Source organism: Vibrio sp. V31_P5A7T61, assembly GCF_009904895.1.
In the GTDB taxonomy this organism is placed as follows: Bacteria; Pseudomonadota; Gammaproteobacteria; order Enterobacterales; family Vibrionaceae; genus Vibrio; species Vibrio metschnikovii.
This window is the reverse complement of the sequence record NZ_WXWI01000059.1, coordinates 19,636-35,811: the sequence shown is the minus strand read 5'-3', so window position 1 is coordinate 35,811 and position 16,176 is coordinate 19,636. Positions and strand designations below refer to the sequence as shown.

Sequence of the window (16,176 nt, the reverse complement as noted above, 5' to 3'; positions counted from 1 at the left end):
CTAATTTAGCCTCCAAAAAGTCGTTTAAAGATGCCTTTTTTCGGCTCAGTAAGAAAACGAAACTCTACTTGCTGGCCAAGCAGTCTTTCGACGGTATCATCGTAGGCTTGGCCGGCATCTGATTGTTCATCAAAAATCACTGGGACGCCTTTGTTTGAGGCGTTCAATACGGCTTGGCTCTCAGGGATAACCCCCAGCAGTGGAATATGCAAAATTTCTTCAACGTCTTCAACACTGAGCATCTCGCCTTGGTTAACCCGTGTTGGATTATAACGAGTTAACAGTAAATGCTGTTTAACTGGCGGAAGGCCTTGTTCGGCGCGCAGTGATTTTGAATCTAAAATACCGAGGATACGGTCTGAGTCACGCACAGAAGAGACTTCAGGGTTGGTGGTGACAATCGCTTCATCCGCATAATAGAGCGCCATTAGTGCCCCTTGCTCAATGCCTGCTGGAGAGTCACAAATAATAAATTCAAACTCCATCTCATTCAGTTCATTGAGAATACGCTGCACCCCTTCTTTGGTCAGGGCATCTTTATCTCGCGTTTGTGAAGCCGGTAAAATAAATAAGTTTTCATTACGTTTATCTTTGATTAGCGCTTGATTCAGTGTCGCTTCCCCATTGAGGACGTTGACAAAGTCATACACTACCCGTCGTTCACAACCCATAATTAAGTCGAGATTACGTAACCCGATGTCAAAATCAATCACCGCGGTTTTTTTACCTTTCAACGCCAGCCCTGAGGCAATGGCTGCGCTGGAGGTGGTTTTACCCACTCCGCCTTTTCCTGACGTTACAACAATAATGCGTGCCATTTAATTAATTTCCTTTCGAATCTAAATTGTCAATTTTTCAAAATGCAGTGATTCATCGTTTAAGCTTAGCATCACTTTATTTTGCCAAAACTGACTGTCAATTTGATCGCTTAGCCAGTAATTTCCTGCAATCGACACCAGCTCAGCTTGTAAATCATTACAAATTATTTTTGCTTCTCTTTGGCCACTGGCCCCAGCAATGGCTCGCCCACGTAATGTACCATGAATATGGATTGAACCATCGGCGATGACTTCTGCGCCTGGGCTTACATGACTAAGAATCACTAAGTCGCCATCTTTGGCATAAACTTGCTGGCCAGAGCGGACTGGCGTATGAATCACTTTTGTCGGGGCCATCGCTGCCGGAGCGTTCGCCGGCGTATTGCTGGCTGTCATGACGGCAAAGCCAGCTTCGAATGCTTGACGTTGACAACGTTTATCTTTACAGCCAGTAATGCCAACCGGGACAAAACCCGCTTCACGAATGCCCTGTTTCAGAGCATGAAAATCCAGTTCACCGCCGACTTTATTAATATTAAGTACAATTGGTGCATTAGCAAAAAAAGCGGGGGCTTGATCGGTTTTTTGTTTGAGAAAATCGATCGCATTGGCAACATGATGATCTGCAAGGTGCAATACAGACAAAGTGAAGCTGCTGCCTTTTAGGTCAGGTGTATGGGACATGATAACGTTGACCTCAATAAACGTTGGTAACGCTGGTTATATACCCAAATCAGCTCACAACACTCGAAAAAGAGCAGCATACTTATTTTGAGGTTACTTGGGTATAGAATAATTAGCGTTGTCGAAGACGATGGCTGTCATGTTATATTCAGCGCTCAGTGACAGCAAGTTATCTTGCGGTCAAATGCGTGATTTACTCGCAATTTTCACTGTGGTTATTCAAAATATATCCAAGTCATTTGGGTGTATACTCTCTCTGGCTGCACATAACGCAGATAACACAATACAAAAGGGTTGGCATGCTTTGTTCTATTTATAAAAGTTCGAAAAAAGAAGGAACTTATCTGTATCTTCCGAAAAGAGATGACTTTTCACAAGTTCCTGACACTTTGCTCGAGACCTTTGGTAAACCTATCTTTGTCATGTTAGTCAACTTGACCAATCGTCAACTAGCTCGCGTGGATGTAGATAAGGTAAAAACAGCGTTGCAAGTAACGGGATTCTTTTTACAGCTTCCCCCGCCAACAGAAAATTTATTGGATATACATAAACAGCAGAAAGCACAAAGTAGACAAGCCACTGCTGATTAGGATCGCTTGAGGAGGGCATCTTGAGAAAATTACTGTCAGTTATTTTAGGGTTAACGCTATCGGCTCCTTTGCTGGCCAATACGGTGAGTTTTGAGCAATATCTTGAAGGGTTAAAGCAACAGGCGCGTCAAGAAGGCATTTCTGAGCAAATATTGGCAGAAGCGTTTGCTAATGTGGAGTATCGTCCTCGAGCGGTCACCGCAGATCGTAATCAACCGGAAAGACGCTTAACTTTAGATGAATACATCCCTCGTGCGGTACCGGACTGGAAAGTCAAACAAGCTCAAGCATTGTATGAAAAACACTATGATGAGTTACAGCGTATTGGTAAGCAGTATGGTGTTCAGCCGCGTTTTATCGTTGCGCTTTGGGGTGTCGAAAGTAACTTCGGTAGCTTTACTGGCAATTTCCCAGTTATCGATGCTTTATCAACGATGGCTTATGATGGTCGACGCGAAGAGTTTTTCCGTAAGGAAACCATGGCTGCCTTACAAATTTTGCAACAGGGGCATATTACGGTTGATGAAATGAAAGGCTCATGGGCTGGGGCGATGGGACAATGTCAGTTTATGCCGAGCTCCTTTTTAGCGTTTGCCGCAGACGGTGATGGTGACGGTAAAAAAGATATTTGGGGCACCAAGGCGGATGTTTTCGCGTCAACGGCTAATTATCTAAGTAAATCCGGTTGGGATGATCGTTATACTTGGGGGCGTCAGGTAAAAATTCCGGCTAATTTTGATAAAGCTTTGGAAGGCCGTCAGGCTGAAAAAGGCAAGTTACTGCGCGAGTGGAGTGAGCTTGGTATCACTCGTTATGATGGTCAACCATTGCCACAGTTGAAAGAAGACATCAAAGCTTGGCTTATTATGCCAGATGATGAAAGTGGGCGGATTTACTTGGTTTATAACAATTATAATGTGCTGATGAAATGGAACCGCTCGCACTACTTTGCGGTTGCGGTCAGCCATTTAGCCGATAGGATCAAATTTTAACCATGAGTGACCAAAGTGGTTAGTTTCTTCGATAAGGGCTGTTTTGTGACAGCCCTTTTTTATTCTCGTACCTTGGTGATTGATGAAATTGATAAAAAGTGGATTGTCGCTTTTAGCCGATCAATTGTTCTTCAATTGCGTTGCGTAACTTGACGCGATCATGCCGCCAATCACGATTGGGAGAAGCGAGATCGCGTGTGACACAATTCCATTGATGATTGAGCTCTGGATGCTCAGTGGCACCAATCACTACATCAATATGGCGAGCGGCACAGGCGCGCTCACACCATTCTAATTTCTGCTGCAAACTCATTCGCCCTGCTGGGCCATATTCTGGGGAAAGGTTCTCAACAAAAATCAATTTGGCGCGGGTATTCTCTGCGATCGCTTGGCCGATTTCAGGTAATAATAGCGGTGGCATAATACTGGTGAGAAAACTGCCCGGACCGAGAATGATCGCATCCGCTTGAGAGATAGCCTGGACGCCTTCCTTAGTAGCGGGGACTTCTGGATCAAGATCCAGCCTCAGTAGATCTTGGGCCATTTCATCAACACTGGTTTCCCCTGTGACCCATTTCCCCTCTACCGATAGGGCGGTTAAGTCAGCGGGATGTTCTGACATTGGCACAATATTGACGTCGACTTTGAGCATGTTGCGGATCAAGTTAATCGCTTCTAGCGGGCGTACCGATAGATGGTCTAACGCGGTTAACATTAAATTGCCAAGATTATGTCCGTTCAGTTCACCAGCGCCTTTGAAACGGTACTCAAACATCATCGAGCTTATCGAAGGTTCTGTGATTAATTGATTAATGCAGTTGCGCGTATCTCCCCAAGCGATACCTCCTTGGCAGTGACGAATACGTCCGGTCGATCCGCCGTTATCTGTAGTGGTGACAATACCTGTTGCATTGGAACCAAAGACTTTTAATGCAGCCAGTATTCTGCCTAATCCGTGGCCGCCGCCAATCGCAACCACTTTTTTATCATCATAGAGGGACATGTTATCATTCGAGTTGTTCTTTGATGGCCTACAATTTAGAGCAATGCTCAAGCGGATGGTACTCATTTTGTGGTAATTTATGCATCAAAACCGTTTTTTTTCAGTAGAAGCTGGAAACACACACAATATTTAAGTATTTTATCCGTTCGCTGCAACCGATAAGCGTCGAGCGTACGCTTATTGTTGCCATAACTCCGAGCTTATCTGTACTAAGTTTTCTTAAGCGCAACGTTTTTGAAGATAAGTCATTTAAGCCAGTGGTATTGAACCACAAGGGCAAAGTGGGAAACTTTTTTGCCTCCCGTATTTGGAAAGGTGTTCCGTGGCGCAACCATTCGAAGATAAATTCCAGCGTAAATTTTACTATTTACGTCTGTCTGTAACTGATGTCTGCAATTTTAAGTGTACCTACTGCTTACCCGATGGTTATCGACCCTCGGGAACCAAAAACTCCGCCTTTTTAACTTTGCCGGAGATTCAGCGCGTAGTGAAGGCGTTTGCTTATTGTGGTACCTCTAAAGTGAGGATTACCGGAGGCGAGCCGAGTTTACGTAAAGATTTCACCGAGATTATTCAGACGGTCGCTGGTCAGCATGGGGTAGAGAAAGTTGCCACCACCACCAATGGTTACCGGATGGCTAATCAAGTCATGGCTTGGAAGCAGGCAGGACTGACCGATATCAATGTGAGTGTCGATAGTTTAGACCCGAGAATGTTTCAGCAGATCACCGGGGAAAACCGTTTTTATCAAGTTATGCAGGGAATCGAACGGGCTTTTGAGGTTGGCTTTACGCAAGTCAAAGTCAATGTGGTGCTGATGAAAGATCTTAATGCGCACACCATGCCTCAATTTCTGGCGTGGATTCAGCATCGGCCGATCCAACTGCGTTTTATTGAACTGATGCAGACAGGGGAGATGGATGATTTATTTGCTCGTCATCATCTTTCTGGCGTCACCCTGCGTAATCAACTGATTGCCGATGGTTGGTTACTGAAAGCGCGAGCGCATCATGATGGGCCTGCTCAGGTTTATTGGCATCCTGATTATCAAGGTGAAGTAGGGTTGATCATGCCTTACGAGAAAGACTTTTGTCAGAGTTGTAATCGACTACGCATCTCTGCGTTAGGTAAGCTACATCTTTGTTTGTTTGGTGAGCAAGGTCTTTCATTGCGTGATCTATTACAAGAAGATAGTCAGCAATCAGCGTTAATTGAACGTATTCAAACCCAGTTACAACATAAGTCTGTTAGTCATTTTTTACATGATGGTAATACAGGTATAACTCCCCATTTGGCATCCATTGGTGGCTAGACTTTTGGGGACAGATAATGAAAAAGATAAGGTGATGACATGGGCCATGCAGAAAGTAAATTTCAACCCGCTACAATCGCGGTATTAACTGTATCTGATACGCGCACGCAAGAGAACGACACCTCTGGTGGTTATTTAGCTGAGCAATTGCAAGCCGCGGGGCATCTATTGGCGGATAAGCAAATTGTGATTGATGATAAATATAAAATTCGTGCCATCGTGTCACAATGGATTGCTGACGAGGCGATTCAAGCCATCTTGATTACTGGTGGTACTGGCTTTACCGCTCGTGATAGTACTCCTGAAGCGCTGAAGCCGCTTTTTGATAAAGAGGTCGAGGGCTTTGGTGAGCTGTTTAGAATGGTGTCGTATGAAGAGATTGGTACTTCAACGATTCAGTCACGAGCCTTAGCGGGATTTGCCAATCACACGGTGATATTTGCTATGCCGGGCTCGACGGGGGCTTGCCGTACTGGATGGACGAAAATCATCCAGCAGCAATTAGATGCGAGTCATCGTCCATGTAACTTTATGCCTCATCTCGCTGGGTAACAGAAAAACATGACTGAATTTAGCCATATTAATGCCAACGGTGAAGCGAATATGGTCGATGTATCGGCCAAACTCGATAGCGTGCGTGAAGCGCGTGCAGAAGCTTATATTCGTATGGCACCAGAAACTCTTCAATTAATTATTTCTGGGCAGCACCACAAAGGTGATGTGTTTGCTACCGCACGGATTGCTGGAATTCAAGCCGCTAAAAAAACGTGGGATTTAATTCCTCTTTGCCACCCTTTGCTGCTTTCTAAAGTTGAAGTTCATTTACAAGCTATCGAAGCAGAAAGCTGTGTACGGATTGAATCTGTGTGTAAGCTAGCAGGGAAAACCGGTGTTGAGATGGAAGCGTTAACCGCAGCCTCTGTCGCCGCTTTGACTATTTATGATATGTGTAAAGCGGTACAAAAAGACATGGTCATTGAACAGGTTCGTTTATTAGAAAAAACCGGAGGTAAGTCCGGTCATTTTAAGGCTACGCGATGATTAACGTTGTTTTTTTTGCACAGACTCGTGAGTTGGTGGGCTGTGATCGGATTGAGATGCCAGCCAATTTTGCAACCGTTGAAGCTCTTAGACAGCATCTTGTGCTGCAAGGCGATAAGTGGTCACTAGCGTTAGATGCGGATAAGTTACTGGTTGCTGTTAATCACACCATTGTGGCAATGACTCATCCTTTGCAGTCGGGCGATGAAGTGGCCTTTTTTCCACCAGTCACTGGCGGGTGAAACAGATGGATAGCAGAGTCTCTGTACAAACGGCTGATTTTTCATTGGCCGATGAGTATGCGGCGTTAGCGCAAGACCGTAGTGCAGGAGCGGTTGTCACATTTGTCGGTAAAGTTCGTGATCTCAACCTTGGTGATGACGTGATCGGTTTACATCTTGAACATTACCCAGGAATGACTGAAAAAGCGCTCAGCCATCTGTGTGATCAAGCCCAACAACGCTGGCCCTTACAACACGTTCGTATCATTCATCGTGTTGGTGATTTGGATGTTGGTGCGCAAATTGTGTTTGTCGGCGTCGCGAGTGCTCACCGAGGCGCGAGTTTTGCTGCTTGTGAATTCATTATGGATAGCTTAAAAACTCAAGCCCCGTTTTGGAAAAAAGAACGCACCACAGGCGCTGAACGATGGATAGAATCGCGCGAATCCGATCACCAGGCGGCTAAACGTTGGTAAAGTAAGAACCTCAAGTTAGCCGTGCTTAGCTGACTTGGGGGCATCCTATCCCGATTGACGATTTGTGGCTTAGAATTTTAGCGGCATAATCCACTTTGTTACAAAAAAATCGCTTTCCTATCTAGTAAAATCAAGAAATTAGTCAACACTTACCTTAGACACCCTAATTGACTCGGATTGTCATTAGGCACTTGTACATTCAATGATTGTGGGATGACCATTACTAAGCGCAGAGAAGTATTGATGACATGGTATGGTCAATGATGCCAAGGAGATAGCAATGGATTCACTGAAAGTAAGAGATTACATGACCGTCAAAGCGGTGACCTTTAGCCCTGAAATGTCACTCAGTGCGGCTTTAGAACGCGTAAGTGGTTCTGAACATCTTGGTGGACCAGTGATTGATGATCAAAAGAGAGTGATTGGTTTTCTTTCTGAACAAGATTTGCTCGATAAATTAGTCAAAGCCAGTTATTTCTGTCATGACTCTCATACCGTCAGTGACTGCATGCATCAAGAAGTGCTGTCAGTTTCGCCTGAGACGTCAATCATTGAACTGGCTGATATGATGAAAGTTGGTAAGCCGAAAGTCTATCCGGTGATAGAGCAAGGAAAGTTAGTGGGCATCATTACCCGCCGCAATGTGCTGTTAGCGATTGGTAAAAACCTAGCGAATAGTTTTAAACATCCGGTTTGATCAGCGTGAGTGATACTTTTCAGTCTCACGATAGAATGCTAGTGCGGATATGGATATATCCCCATTCTACTTGAAGCTAGCAGTGGTGTTGGCGGTGTTCGTTCACCCCAATCACACCGTTTGTCTATGCTCACGGAGATCTACTCACTTGCCGCCTACCGGCAACTCCAAGTCGTTTCGGTATAGGATAAACATTCAGGCACTTCGTCGTGCAATGTATGTTTATGAATGAGTAACAAACCGCTTGACCTTGGAGTTAGCTCCAAGGTGTAAGCTTAACACATCATCAAATTAGGAGATGGATTGATGTCTGTTAAGCATTCAGGGTGCGATGTCACTCACGGTTCTCACGCTACTCATAATCAGGCGTCTTGTTGTTCAGCGGCGTCAACACCCCATCAAGTGCAACCCGAGGTGGCTTGCTGTTCTCAACCGGCTAAAGACATGGGTACTTTAGCTGACAGTGCTTGTGACTCGCTCGCTCAGTACCAACGTAGTTGGCAAGTCGTGGGGATGGATTGCCCATCGTGTGCGCGGAAAATAGAAACGGCGTTACAGAAAATTCCAGATATTGTCACCGCCAAGGTGCTGTTTGCGACAGAAAAATTGGTGGTACAGTTTAATCAGCCAGCAACGGTTGCGGCGGTTGAACAAGCCGTCAGTCGTGCTGGTTTTCAGATTCAGCACTCGACCTCTAAAGTTGCATCTTCTCACTCATCCCCCCGAACATGGTTAACACAAGCGGACAATCGACGCCTGGTTTTGATCAGTTCAGCGATGCTAGTGGCAGCCCTGATGACTCAATGGTCGAGCGAGTTAGCGCAGTGGATGTTTACACTAACCTGTTTGTTAGGCTTGGTTCCGATTGCGCGTAAAGCTTGGCAATTGGCAAAGTCAGGTACGCCGTTTGCGATTGAAACCTTAATGACTGTTGCGGCGTTAGGCGCTTTATATCTTGGTGAAACGGCTGAAGCAGCGATGGTGTTATTGCTGTTTTTGGTTGGCGAGCGTTTAGAAGGCATTGCTGCTGCACGGGCGCGTTCTGGCGTTCAAGCGCTGATGGCGCTGGTGCCCGATCAAGCGACGAAAATAGAACACGGCCAGCGAGTGTTAGTTGATGTGCAAGATCTGCAACCCGGTGATCACGTTGAGGTTGCTCCTGGCGGACGTTTACCTGCTGATGGACAGCTGTTAGACCCTGTGGCAAGTATTGATGAAAGTGCATTAACCGGAGAACCGATTCCGGTTGAAAAGCAAATCGGAGATACGCTCGCGGCGGGCTCTGTAGTGGTTGACCGTTTGATCCAAGTGCAGATCACTTCATTACCGGGACAAAATGCCATTGACCGTATTTTACATCTGATTGAGCAAGCTGAATCTCGTAAAGCGCCTTTGGAGCGGTTCTTGGACCGATTTAGCCGTTGGTATACCCCGCTGATGATGCTGATTGCTTTATTGGTTGTGATCATCCCGCCATTGGTGTTTGCTCAGCCATGGGAAACGTGGACCTATCGTGGACTGGCGTTATTATTAATTGCTTGTCCTTGCGCGTTAGTGATTTCAACCCCAGCGGCGATTACCTCTGGTTTAGCCGCGGCAGCAAGACGCGGTGCTTTAATCAAAGGGGGAGCGGCACTTGAGCAGCTTGGCCGAGTGACTATGATGGCGTTTGATAAAACCGGAACGCTAACGCAAGGAAAGCCACAGGTCACGGACATGATAAGCTTAACGGATCTGCCGTCATCTCAATGGTTAGCTGCAGTGGCTGCTATTGAGCAAGGGTCTAGTCATCCTTTAGCCACTTCGTTAGTGGATAACGTGCAAGCTCAAGGTTATGCTATTCCCCAAGCCTCTGAGCAACAAGCATTACCTGGGCGCGGTATTACAGGCTTAGTTGCTGGTCAACGCTATTCACTGTTATCGCCAACTCAGCTCGATGTCAGGGTTAATGCCTCCATTACTGAGTCCATTGAGCAACTCGAAGCTCAAGGGAAAACGGTCGCCGTTGCTTTGCAAAATAAGCAACCGATAGGCATTATCGCTTGGCAAGATACATTACGTGATGAAGCGCAAGCCGCGATTGCACAACTGAAAAAAATCGGCATTAACAGCATCATGTTGACCGGGGATAACCCACGCAGTGCTGCAGCCATCGCCGATAAGCTCGGTATGGATTTTCAAGCCAGTTTATTGCCTGAGGATAAAGTGCAAGCAGTCGAACAATTATCGCAAATTCAACCGGTTGCAATGGTAGGTGATGGCATTAATGATGCCCCTGCGATGAAGCTGGCCAGTATCGGTATTGCGATGGGCAGCGGTACCGATGTCGCGTTAGAGACGGCGGACGCAGCATTAACCCATAATCGACTCATTGAATTGGCAGGAATGATCGAATTATCTCGCGCTACGCTGAATAATATTCGACAAAATGTGACATTAGCTTTGGGCTTAAAGGCCATTTTGTTGGTGACCAGTTTACTCGGTATCACAGGCTTATGGATGGCAGTATTAGCTGATAGTGGTGCGACGGCGTTGGTCACTCTAAATGCTTTGCGCTTACTGCGTTTTAAGCCATCAGCCGCGGATTCACGTTGTTAGTAGCAATGGAAGTCATTTGAGTTTAATCACGAGCGAATAGTGTTGAGTTGCATTTGGATTGCTCGTTTTTGTGATGCAAACCGTTTTTCTTTGAAATGCTGTATTTTATTGCTGACGTAGTTGTGACGCTTGTCACTAAATGTTGTTGGGGACTGGGATAGAGTCACTAGGTACCCGAAATTAATGATGAGCTGAACAAGCCGCAATCAAGGAGTAACTTATGTCTCAAGCCGTCTTTCACCTAGGAGTGACCCAAGCCGATTTAAATGGTGCCACCTTGGCGATTATCCCAGGTGATCCTGCCCGTGTGCAAAAAATCGCTGAATTAATGGAAAACCCGGTTTTTCTAGCTAGTCACCGTGAGTACACGCTTTATCGCGCTGAGTTAGATGGTCAATCTGTTGTGGTTTGTTCAACGGGTATTGGTGGTCCATCAACGTCGATTGCGGTAGAAGAGTTAGCTCAATTAGGTGTGCGCTCCTTCTTACGTGTGGGTACCACTGGTGCGATCCAGCCCCACGTCAACGTCGGCGATATGATTGTTACCACTGGCTCAGTACGTCTTGATGGCGCTAGCTTACACTTTGCACCGATGGAATTCCCAGCGGTACCAGATTTTGCAGTAGCAACCGCGATGAAAGCAGCCGCAGAAGAGAGCGGTGCTACCGTTCACATGGGGGTAACGGCATCAAGCGATACGTTCTACCCAGGCCAAGAGCGTTATGACACATTCACAGGTCGTGTTGTTAGCCGTTTCCAAGGTTCAATGAAAGAGTGGCAAGAGATGGGCGTGCTGAACTTTGAGATGGAATCCGCGACGCTATTAACCATGTGTGCTAGCTCTGGTTTAAAAGCAGGCTGTGTAGCGGGTGTGATTATTAACCGTACTCAAAAAGAGATCCCAGATCACGCCACCTTAAAAGAGACCGAAGCTCGTTCAATTAAAGTGGTGGTTGAAGCAGCGCGTAAGATGCTTAAATAATCGTTATCATTGATTGAGTTAGCATTAAAAAGCGCCACAATCGTGGCGCTTTTGCTATGTGAATTTTAGGACTCGGGCAGTGATTTAAGCCAGTGCGAGTTGAGGTAACGGTAAGTATAGGCTTTCAGTCACTTCTGAGAGCATTTGGTCATACACTTGAGCGATCGTCAGCGATAATTCAGAAGTCAGTTGATAAAACTGCTTCGCATCGAGCTCTAAATGCGGATTGTCATGGAGCTCACTGAGTTGGTGCATGGCTGCGGAGCAAGTCGGTGAGGCAATTGATAAAGGGCTTATTAGTGCCAGCTGACTCAGTTTTCGTCGCATGAGCTCACTGTAATGACTGAGACGAAGCCGCCCCTCTTGACTACCCATCTCTTCAATACATAAACGTAACTGGGTCAGTGAATCCATACTATCGATGACTTGTTGCCAATTCATATGATATTCATCACTCAGGTCGTCTCGATGTGATTCAGCTAACCAAGCGAGAACAATTTCGTCAATTAAAAATAGACAATGACGAATCGCTTTACCGTGAGCGACTTGGTTCCTTGCTACGCTATAATCCGGCCATTCATGGCGAATTGCGGTTAACTTAGCTTGGAAAATACGATACAGCGGTTTGTTATCAAAGTGAGCATGGGCAATCAAATGAGATAAAGTCTGATCGATAGCCGATTGAAGATGATTAATTTCTTGCTGACGATCCTGGCCAAACATCAACTCGTGATGGGTTGCTTGACGATGTTGACGACAAAGATAAAGTAACTCGCGTAAATCCACTAAGAGTTGATATTTACGTTGTAGGTTGGATTCTTTCTGTTTAGCAAAGAAAAATAATCCGCCAAGAATCGTGATAGAGATAAGCATGGAAATAAAGACAAACATAATCCACTCCTTGTGTATGTGGTTTGCTCAGAACAGAGATTCCTTTCTCAATGTAGGTTGCTGTACGCGTTAACCGAATGGCCATCACTATTGATGAGCAGATATCACGACGTCACCTAGGTTGAGTATTCCCCTAAGTTGGATATTGCATGCTTAATGCCAAGTTTTTATTCTTTATAAATCATGGGTTTAATTTTTTTTGGTGTGGTTTATGCACTAAAAAGGTGCAGTTTGCGCTAAAAGTGTGAACGAAAGCAAAAAAAAAGCCCTCTCATCGGAGAGGGCTAATCATTGGTGACTTGATTCAAGCCGATAGGTTACATGACGCGCATGCCAGCTTGTGCACCTTCATGAGGCTCAAGAATCCACAACTGGTCACCGCCAGGGCCTGCAGCGAGGATCATGCCTTCTGACATACCAAATTTCATCTTGCGTGGTTTAAGGTTAGCTACCATCACGGTGTATTTACCGACCAGCTCTTCAGGCGAGTAAGCGGCTTTTATTCCAGAGAAGACTTGGCGTGTCTCTCCACCAATATCCAACTGGAATTTTAGTAACTTATCGGCCTTTGGCACCGCTTCACAAGAGAGGATTTTGGCAATCCGTAAATCAACTTTAGCAAAATCGTCAAATTCGATTTCTGCGGCGATGGGATCTTTGCTTAACTCAGTTTCTTGATGAATAGGCTGAGCATTTTCTATCGCGGCTTTTTCCAGTGCTGCTTCTTGTTTTGAGGTTTCAATCATCGCTTCAACATGCTGAGGGTCAATACGATTAAACAGCGCTTTAAATGGGGTCAACTCATGACGAGTCAGTGGTGTTTGAATACCATCCCAAGTCAGTTCTTGATTAAGGAAAGCTTCCGTCCGCTTAGCTAACGCTGGCATTACAGGCTTGAGGTAAGTCATCAATACGCGGAATAGGTTAATGCCCACGGTACAAATATCTTGCAGCGCTTGCTCTTGGCCTTCTTGCTTGGCGACAACCCAAGGCGCTTTTTCATCCACATATTGGTTGGCTTTATCTGCTAATGCGGTGATTTCACGAATCGCACGACCAAATTCACGAGTTTCATAAAGTTCAGCAATACGTTCAGCCGCCGCGGCAAACTCAGCGTACAGTTCAGGCTCGGCAAAAGTGGCCGATAACTGATTATCAAACCGTTTACTGATAAAGCCAGCATTGCGTGAAGCGAGGTTAACAATCTTGTTGACCACGTCAGCATTAACGCGCTGGGTGAAGTCTTCAAGGTTTAGATCGAGATCATCAATACGGTTGTTCAGTTTTGCCGCGTAGTAGTAACGTAAGCACTCAGGATCTAAATGTTTTAAGTAAGTACTCGCTTTGACAAACGTCCCTTTTGATTTCGACATTTTCGCGCCATTAACCGTAACATAACCATGCACAAAAACATTGGTTGGTTTACGAAAACCACTGCCTTCAAGCATCGCTGGCCAAAATAGGCTGTGGAAGTAAACAATGTCTTTGCCGATAAAGTGATAAAGCTCGGTTTGACTGTCTTTGCGCCAGTATTCGTCAAAGTCTAAATCATTGCGCTTGCTGCAAAGATTTTTGAATGACCCCATGTAACCAATGGGTGCATCGAGCCACACATAAAAGAATTTGTTGGTTTCACCGGGGATTTCAAAACCAAAATAAGGGGCATCACGGGAAATATCCCATTGCTGCAAGCCACCTTCAAACCACTCTTGCATTTTATTGGCGGTTTCGGTTTGCAGCGAGCCAGAACGAGTCCATTCTTTAAGCATGCTTTCAAACTGTGGCAAGTCAAAAAAGAAGTGCTCAGAATCTTTCATCACAGGGGTTGCACCTGAGACCGCCGATTTAGGATTGATCAGTTCCGTCGGGCTGTAAGTTTCGCCGCAAGCATCGCAGTTGTCGCCGTATTGATCTTCTGACTTACATTTTGGGCAGGTGCCTTTGACGAAGCGATCCGGTAAGAACATCTGTTTTTCAGGATCGAATAACTGAGAAATGGTCCGACTAGAAATAAAGCCATTTTTTTTCAGCTCAAGATAAATATGTGAAGCTAACTCGCGGTTTTCTTCGCTGTGGGTGCTGTGATAGTTATCAAAACTAATATCAAACCCAGCGAAATCTTGCTGATGCTCTTCACTAACCGCGGCAATCATTTCTTCAGGCGTAATACCCATCTGCTGCGCTTTAAGCATGATAGGTGTGCCATGAGCGTCGTCAGCACAGATGAAATTTACAATATTGCCGCGTAGGCGTTGGTAGCGCACCCAAATATCCGCTTGGATATGCTCAAGCATATGACCTAAGTGGATGGAACCGTTAGCGTACGGAAGGGCACAAGTTACCAGCAGTTTCCTTGGAGAAACGTTTCTTGGTTCAGTTGCCATACTTAATTATTCGCTATGTTTGATAGGTATTGAAAATAGCCTTCAATACTACCTGATGAAGCTACTCACGCCAAGGCGTCAGTCGTGATAAGGCCTTAACTTTTTTGGGGTTCAGTGTGGGCAGATTGAGTGGTAGCATGAACAAAAAAGGAGGGCTTATGCTCACATTTACGTCCAAACACGATTTTTGTTCTTGGCTTAATCAGTTTTCTCACCCCAATTTAATTAGTGATTGGGCGCATTCTCCGGGTATGGTTCAAGTAACGGCATCTGGGCAATTTGCAATTCATATCCCATTTGCTGCTCACGCTCTGCGCCAAGAGTTGCAAACTTGGATAACTAATCAGCAGCAAACGAAAGCCGTCGCCGCTTTTGATTATTCAGTCAGTGTTACACCTAAGGCCTTGATCACCAAAGTTCCGCATGGTGTTAAAGGCGTGAAAAATATTATTGCCGTCACGTCGGCGAAAGGCGGGGTGGGTAAATCAACCACAGCCGCTAACTTGGCGCTCGCGATAGCGGGCAGTGGTGCCAAAGTTGGTTTATTGGATGCGGACATTTATGGTCCCTCGGTGCCGATGATGTTTGGCACTCAAGATGCCAAGCCAAGTGTGCGTGATAATAAATGGATGCAGCCAGTGAAAGCGCACGGTATTTATACCCATTCGATAGGTTATTTAGTCGATAAAGCGGATGCAGCGATCTGGCGTGGTCCGATGGCATCAAAAGCATTAGCCCAACTTGTTAATGAAACTGAATGGCCTGAGTTAGACTATTTAGTGGTGGATATGCCTCCGGGTACCGGCGATATTCAATTAACGTTATCTCAGCAAATTCCAGTGACAGGCGCAGTCATTGTCACCACACCACAAGATCTCGCCTTGGCTGATGCACGAAAAGGGGCGGCAATGTTTGCTAAAGTTGACGTGCCAGTGGTGGGATTAATTGAGAATATGAGTTATCACATTTGTCGTCATTGCGGTGAAAAAGAAGCGATTTTTGGTGTTGGTGGTGCGCAAACGTTAGCCACTGAATATGGTTTATCATTGCTGGCGCAAATTCCGTTGCATGTCACACTCAGGGAAGATATTGATGCTGGCAAACCGACAGTGATTGCTCGTCCTGACAGTGAACATAGCCAACAATATTATGCGCTCGCCGAGCGGATTTGTGCCAGCTTGTATTGGCAAGGCAAAGCGAAGCCGCAGACCATCGATCTGACGTTCGTGAGTGAATAGCAAAATGGAGTTTAGCGACTGACCGCGTTGAGTTTATTCGGCGTTCAGTCGCCAGTTCGGCCAACACGTTAAGCAACCAATGTCACTGCCTTTATTTTTGCTCAGAGAAGTAATCGTTTGCTTTGGGTTAATTTTATTCACTGTCAGAAAATACGGATATTTACCGTTGAGTGAACTGGTATCTAACCGACGAACTCCCTATAATCAGGCGGTTTATCTTATCTCCTCACATACACGTATCGGGTACAC

The 16,176-nt window shown here is 45.6% G+C and carries 16 protein-coding genes and 1 riboswitch; of the genes, 11 read left to right on the top strand and 5 right to left on the bottom strand.

The genetic code is table 11. From position 1 onward, the window contains the following. Positions 1-5 precede the first annotated feature (5 nt). Together minD and minC are read right to left on the bottom strand one after the other, a co-directional pair. The gene (minD, locus tag CAG58_RS13390; RefSeq protein ID WP_004394872.1) at positions 6-818 is read right to left on the bottom strand and encodes a septum site-determining protein MinD; all 813 of its coding nucleotides are present in this window, start codon (positions 816-818) and stop codon (positions 6-8) included. Positions 819-839: 21 nt separating this feature from the next. After that, positions 840-1,502 carry a septum site-determining protein MinC gene (gene minC / locus CAG58_RS13385; RefSeq protein WP_161429738.1) on the bottom strand — a complete coding sequence of 221 codons (663 nt, stop codon included), beginning with the start codon at positions 1,500-1,502 and terminating at the stop codon, positions 840-842. 299 nt (positions 1,503-1,801) lie between these two features. Here minC and CAG58_RS13380 point away from each other — a divergent pair, with 299 nt between their 5' ends. Then, positions 1,802-2,092: a YcgL domain-containing protein gene (locus CAG58_RS13380; RefSeq protein ID WP_040904181.1), complete on the top strand. Its 291-nt coding sequence runs from the start codon at positions 1,802-1,804 to the stop codon at positions 2,090-2,092. Between the two features lie 20 nt (positions 2,093-2,112). Next, positions 2,113-3,084, top strand: a complete 972-nt coding sequence (locus CAG58_RS13375; RefSeq protein ID WP_040904182.1) for a lytic murein transglycosylase — start codon at positions 2,113-2,115, stop codon at positions 3,082-3,084. Positions 3,085-3,196: 112 nt separating this feature from the next. Here CAG58_RS13375 and CAG58_RS13370 read toward each other — a convergent pair whose 3' ends face one another. After that, positions 3,197-4,087 (bottom strand): YvcK family protein, encoded by an 891-nt coding sequence (locus CAG58_RS13370; RefSeq protein ID WP_161425038.1) that lies wholly within the window; start codon positions 4,085-4,087, stop codon positions 3,197-3,199. Positions 4,088-4,267: 180 nt separating this feature from the next. Beyond that, a riboswitch (molybdenum cofactor riboswitch) is annotated at positions 4,268-4,421 on the top strand. On the opposite strand from CAG58_RS13370, the gene moaA reads away from it, so the two are divergent. The 8 genes from moaA (at position 4,410) to udp (ending at position 11,414) form a co-directional block, all read left to right on the top strand. Continuing rightward, positions 4,410-5,399 carry a GTP 3',8-cyclase MoaA gene (gene moaA / locus CAG58_RS13365; RefSeq protein ID WP_161425037.1) on the top strand — a complete coding sequence of 330 codons (990 nt, stop codon included), beginning with the start codon at positions 4,410-4,412 and terminating at the stop codon, positions 5,397-5,399. (Overlaps the previous riboswitch by 12 nt.) 39 nt (positions 5,400-5,438) lie before the next feature. After that, positions 5,439-5,951 carry a molybdenum cofactor biosynthesis protein B gene (gene moaB, locus CAG58_RS13360; protein WP_154170588.1) on the top strand — a complete coding sequence of 171 codons (513 nt, stop codon included), beginning with the start codon at positions 5,439-5,441 and terminating at the stop codon, positions 5,949-5,951. 9 nt (positions 5,952-5,960) lie between these two features. Beyond that, positions 5,961-6,440 (top strand): cyclic pyranopterin monophosphate synthase MoaC, encoded by a 480-nt coding sequence (gene moaC / locus CAG58_RS13355; protein ID WP_072669801.1) that lies wholly within the window; start codon positions 5,961-5,963, stop codon positions 6,438-6,440. Next, positions 6,437-6,682, top strand: coding sequence for a molybdopterin synthase sulfur carrier subunit (gene moaD / locus CAG58_RS13350; RefSeq protein WP_154170590.1), 246 nt, complete (start codon positions 6,437-6,439; stop codon positions 6,680-6,682). Before moaC ends, moaD begins: the two co-directional genes overlap by 4 nt. A gap of 5 nt (positions 6,683-6,687) precedes the next feature. After that, positions 6,688-7,137, top strand: a complete 450-nt coding sequence (gene moaE / locus CAG58_RS13345) for a molybdopterin synthase catalytic subunit MoaE (protein WP_154170592.1) — start codon at positions 6,688-6,690, stop codon at positions 7,135-7,137. 280 nt (positions 7,138-7,417) lie between these two features. Beyond that, positions 7,418-7,834, top strand: coding sequence for a CBS domain-containing protein (locus CAG58_RS13340; RefSeq protein ID WP_154170594.1), 417 nt, complete (start codon positions 7,418-7,420; stop codon positions 7,832-7,834). 306 nt (positions 7,835-8,140) lie between these two features. Beyond that, positions 8,141-10,432: a zinc/cadmium/mercury/lead-transporting ATPase gene (locus CAG58_RS13335; RefSeq protein WP_161425036.1), complete on the top strand. Its 2,292-nt coding sequence runs from the start codon at positions 8,141-8,143 to the stop codon at positions 10,430-10,432. A 220-nt stretch (positions 10,433-10,652) separates the two neighbouring features. Further along, a complete protein-coding gene (gene udp, locus CAG58_RS13330; RefSeq protein WP_154170596.1) occupies positions 10,653-11,414 on the top strand; it encodes a uridine phosphorylase in 762 nt (253 codons plus the stop codon). An 84-nt stretch (positions 11,415-11,498) separates the two neighbouring features. On the opposite strand, the gene CAG58_RS13325 is transcribed toward udp, so the two are convergent. Continuing rightward, entirely contained in the window at positions 11,499-12,305 is an 807-nt protein-coding gene (locus tag CAG58_RS13325; protein ID WP_161425035.1) for a hypothetical protein, read from the bottom strand. A 317-nt stretch (positions 12,306-12,622) separates the two neighbouring features. Further along, positions 12,623-14,689 (bottom strand): methionine--tRNA ligase, encoded by a 2,067-nt coding sequence (gene metG, locus CAG58_RS13320; protein WP_161425034.1) that lies wholly within the window; start codon positions 14,687-14,689, stop codon positions 12,623-12,625. 158 nt (positions 14,690-14,847) lie between these two features. On the opposite strand from metG, the gene apbC reads away from it, so the two are divergent. Then, positions 14,848-15,927: an iron-sulfur cluster carrier protein ApbC gene (gene apbC / locus CAG58_RS13315; protein ID WP_158144853.1), complete on the top strand. Its 1,080-nt coding sequence runs from the start codon at positions 14,848-14,850 to the stop codon at positions 15,925-15,927. The last annotated feature ends 249 nt before the right edge of the window (positions 15,928-16,176 follow it).

Excerpts from the sequence above, each read along its gene's own strand:
- udp (WP_154170596.1), top strand. The coding sequence starts at position 10,653 with ATGTCTCAAGCCGTCTTTCACCTAGGAGTGACCCAAGCCGATTTAAAT.
- apbC (WP_158144853.1), top strand. The coding sequence starts at position 14,848 with ATGCTCACATTTACGTCCAAACACGATTTTTGTTCTTGGCTTAATCAG.
- metG (WP_161425034.1), bottom strand. The coding sequence starts at position 14,689 with ATGGCAACTGAACCAAGAAACGTTTCTCCAAGGAAACTGCTGGTAACT.
- CAG58_RS13370 (WP_161425038.1), bottom strand. The coding sequence starts at position 4,087 with ATGTCCCTCTATGATGATAAAAAAGTGGTTGCGATTGGCGGCGGCCAC.
- moaD (WP_154170590.1), top strand. The coding sequence starts at position 6,437 with ATGATTAACGTTGTTTTTTTTGCACAGACTCGTGAGTTGGTGGGCTGT.
- minC (WP_161429738.1), bottom strand. The coding sequence starts at position 1,502 with ATGTCCCATACACCTGACCTAAAAGGCAGCAGCTTCACTTTGTCTGTA.
- moaC (WP_072669801.1), top strand. The coding sequence starts at position 5,961 with ATGACTGAATTTAGCCATATTAATGCCAACGGTGAAGCGAATATGGTC.
- moaE (WP_154170592.1), top strand. The coding sequence starts at position 6,688 with ATGGATAGCAGAGTCTCTGTACAAACGGCTGATTTTTCATTGGCCGAT.
- CAG58_RS13335 (WP_161425036.1), top strand. The coding sequence starts at position 8,141 with ATGTCTGTTAAGCATTCAGGGTGCGATGTCACTCACGGTTCTCACGCT.
- minD (WP_004394872.1), bottom strand. The coding sequence starts at position 818 with ATGGCACGCATTATTGTTGTAACGTCAGGAAAAGGCGGAGTGGGTAAA.
- CAG58_RS13325 (WP_161425035.1), bottom strand. The coding sequence starts at position 12,305 with ATGTTTGTCTTTATTTCCATGCTTATCTCTATCACGATTCTTGGCGGA.
- CAG58_RS13340 (WP_154170594.1), top strand. The coding sequence starts at position 7,418 with ATGGATTCACTGAAAGTAAGAGATTACATGACCGTCAAAGCGGTGACC.
- moaB (WP_154170588.1), top strand. The coding sequence starts at position 5,439 with ATGGGCCATGCAGAAAGTAAATTTCAACCCGCTACAATCGCGGTATTA.
- CAG58_RS13380 (WP_040904181.1), top strand. The coding sequence starts at position 1,802 with ATGCTTTGTTCTATTTATAAAAGTTCGAAAAAAGAAGGAACTTATCTG.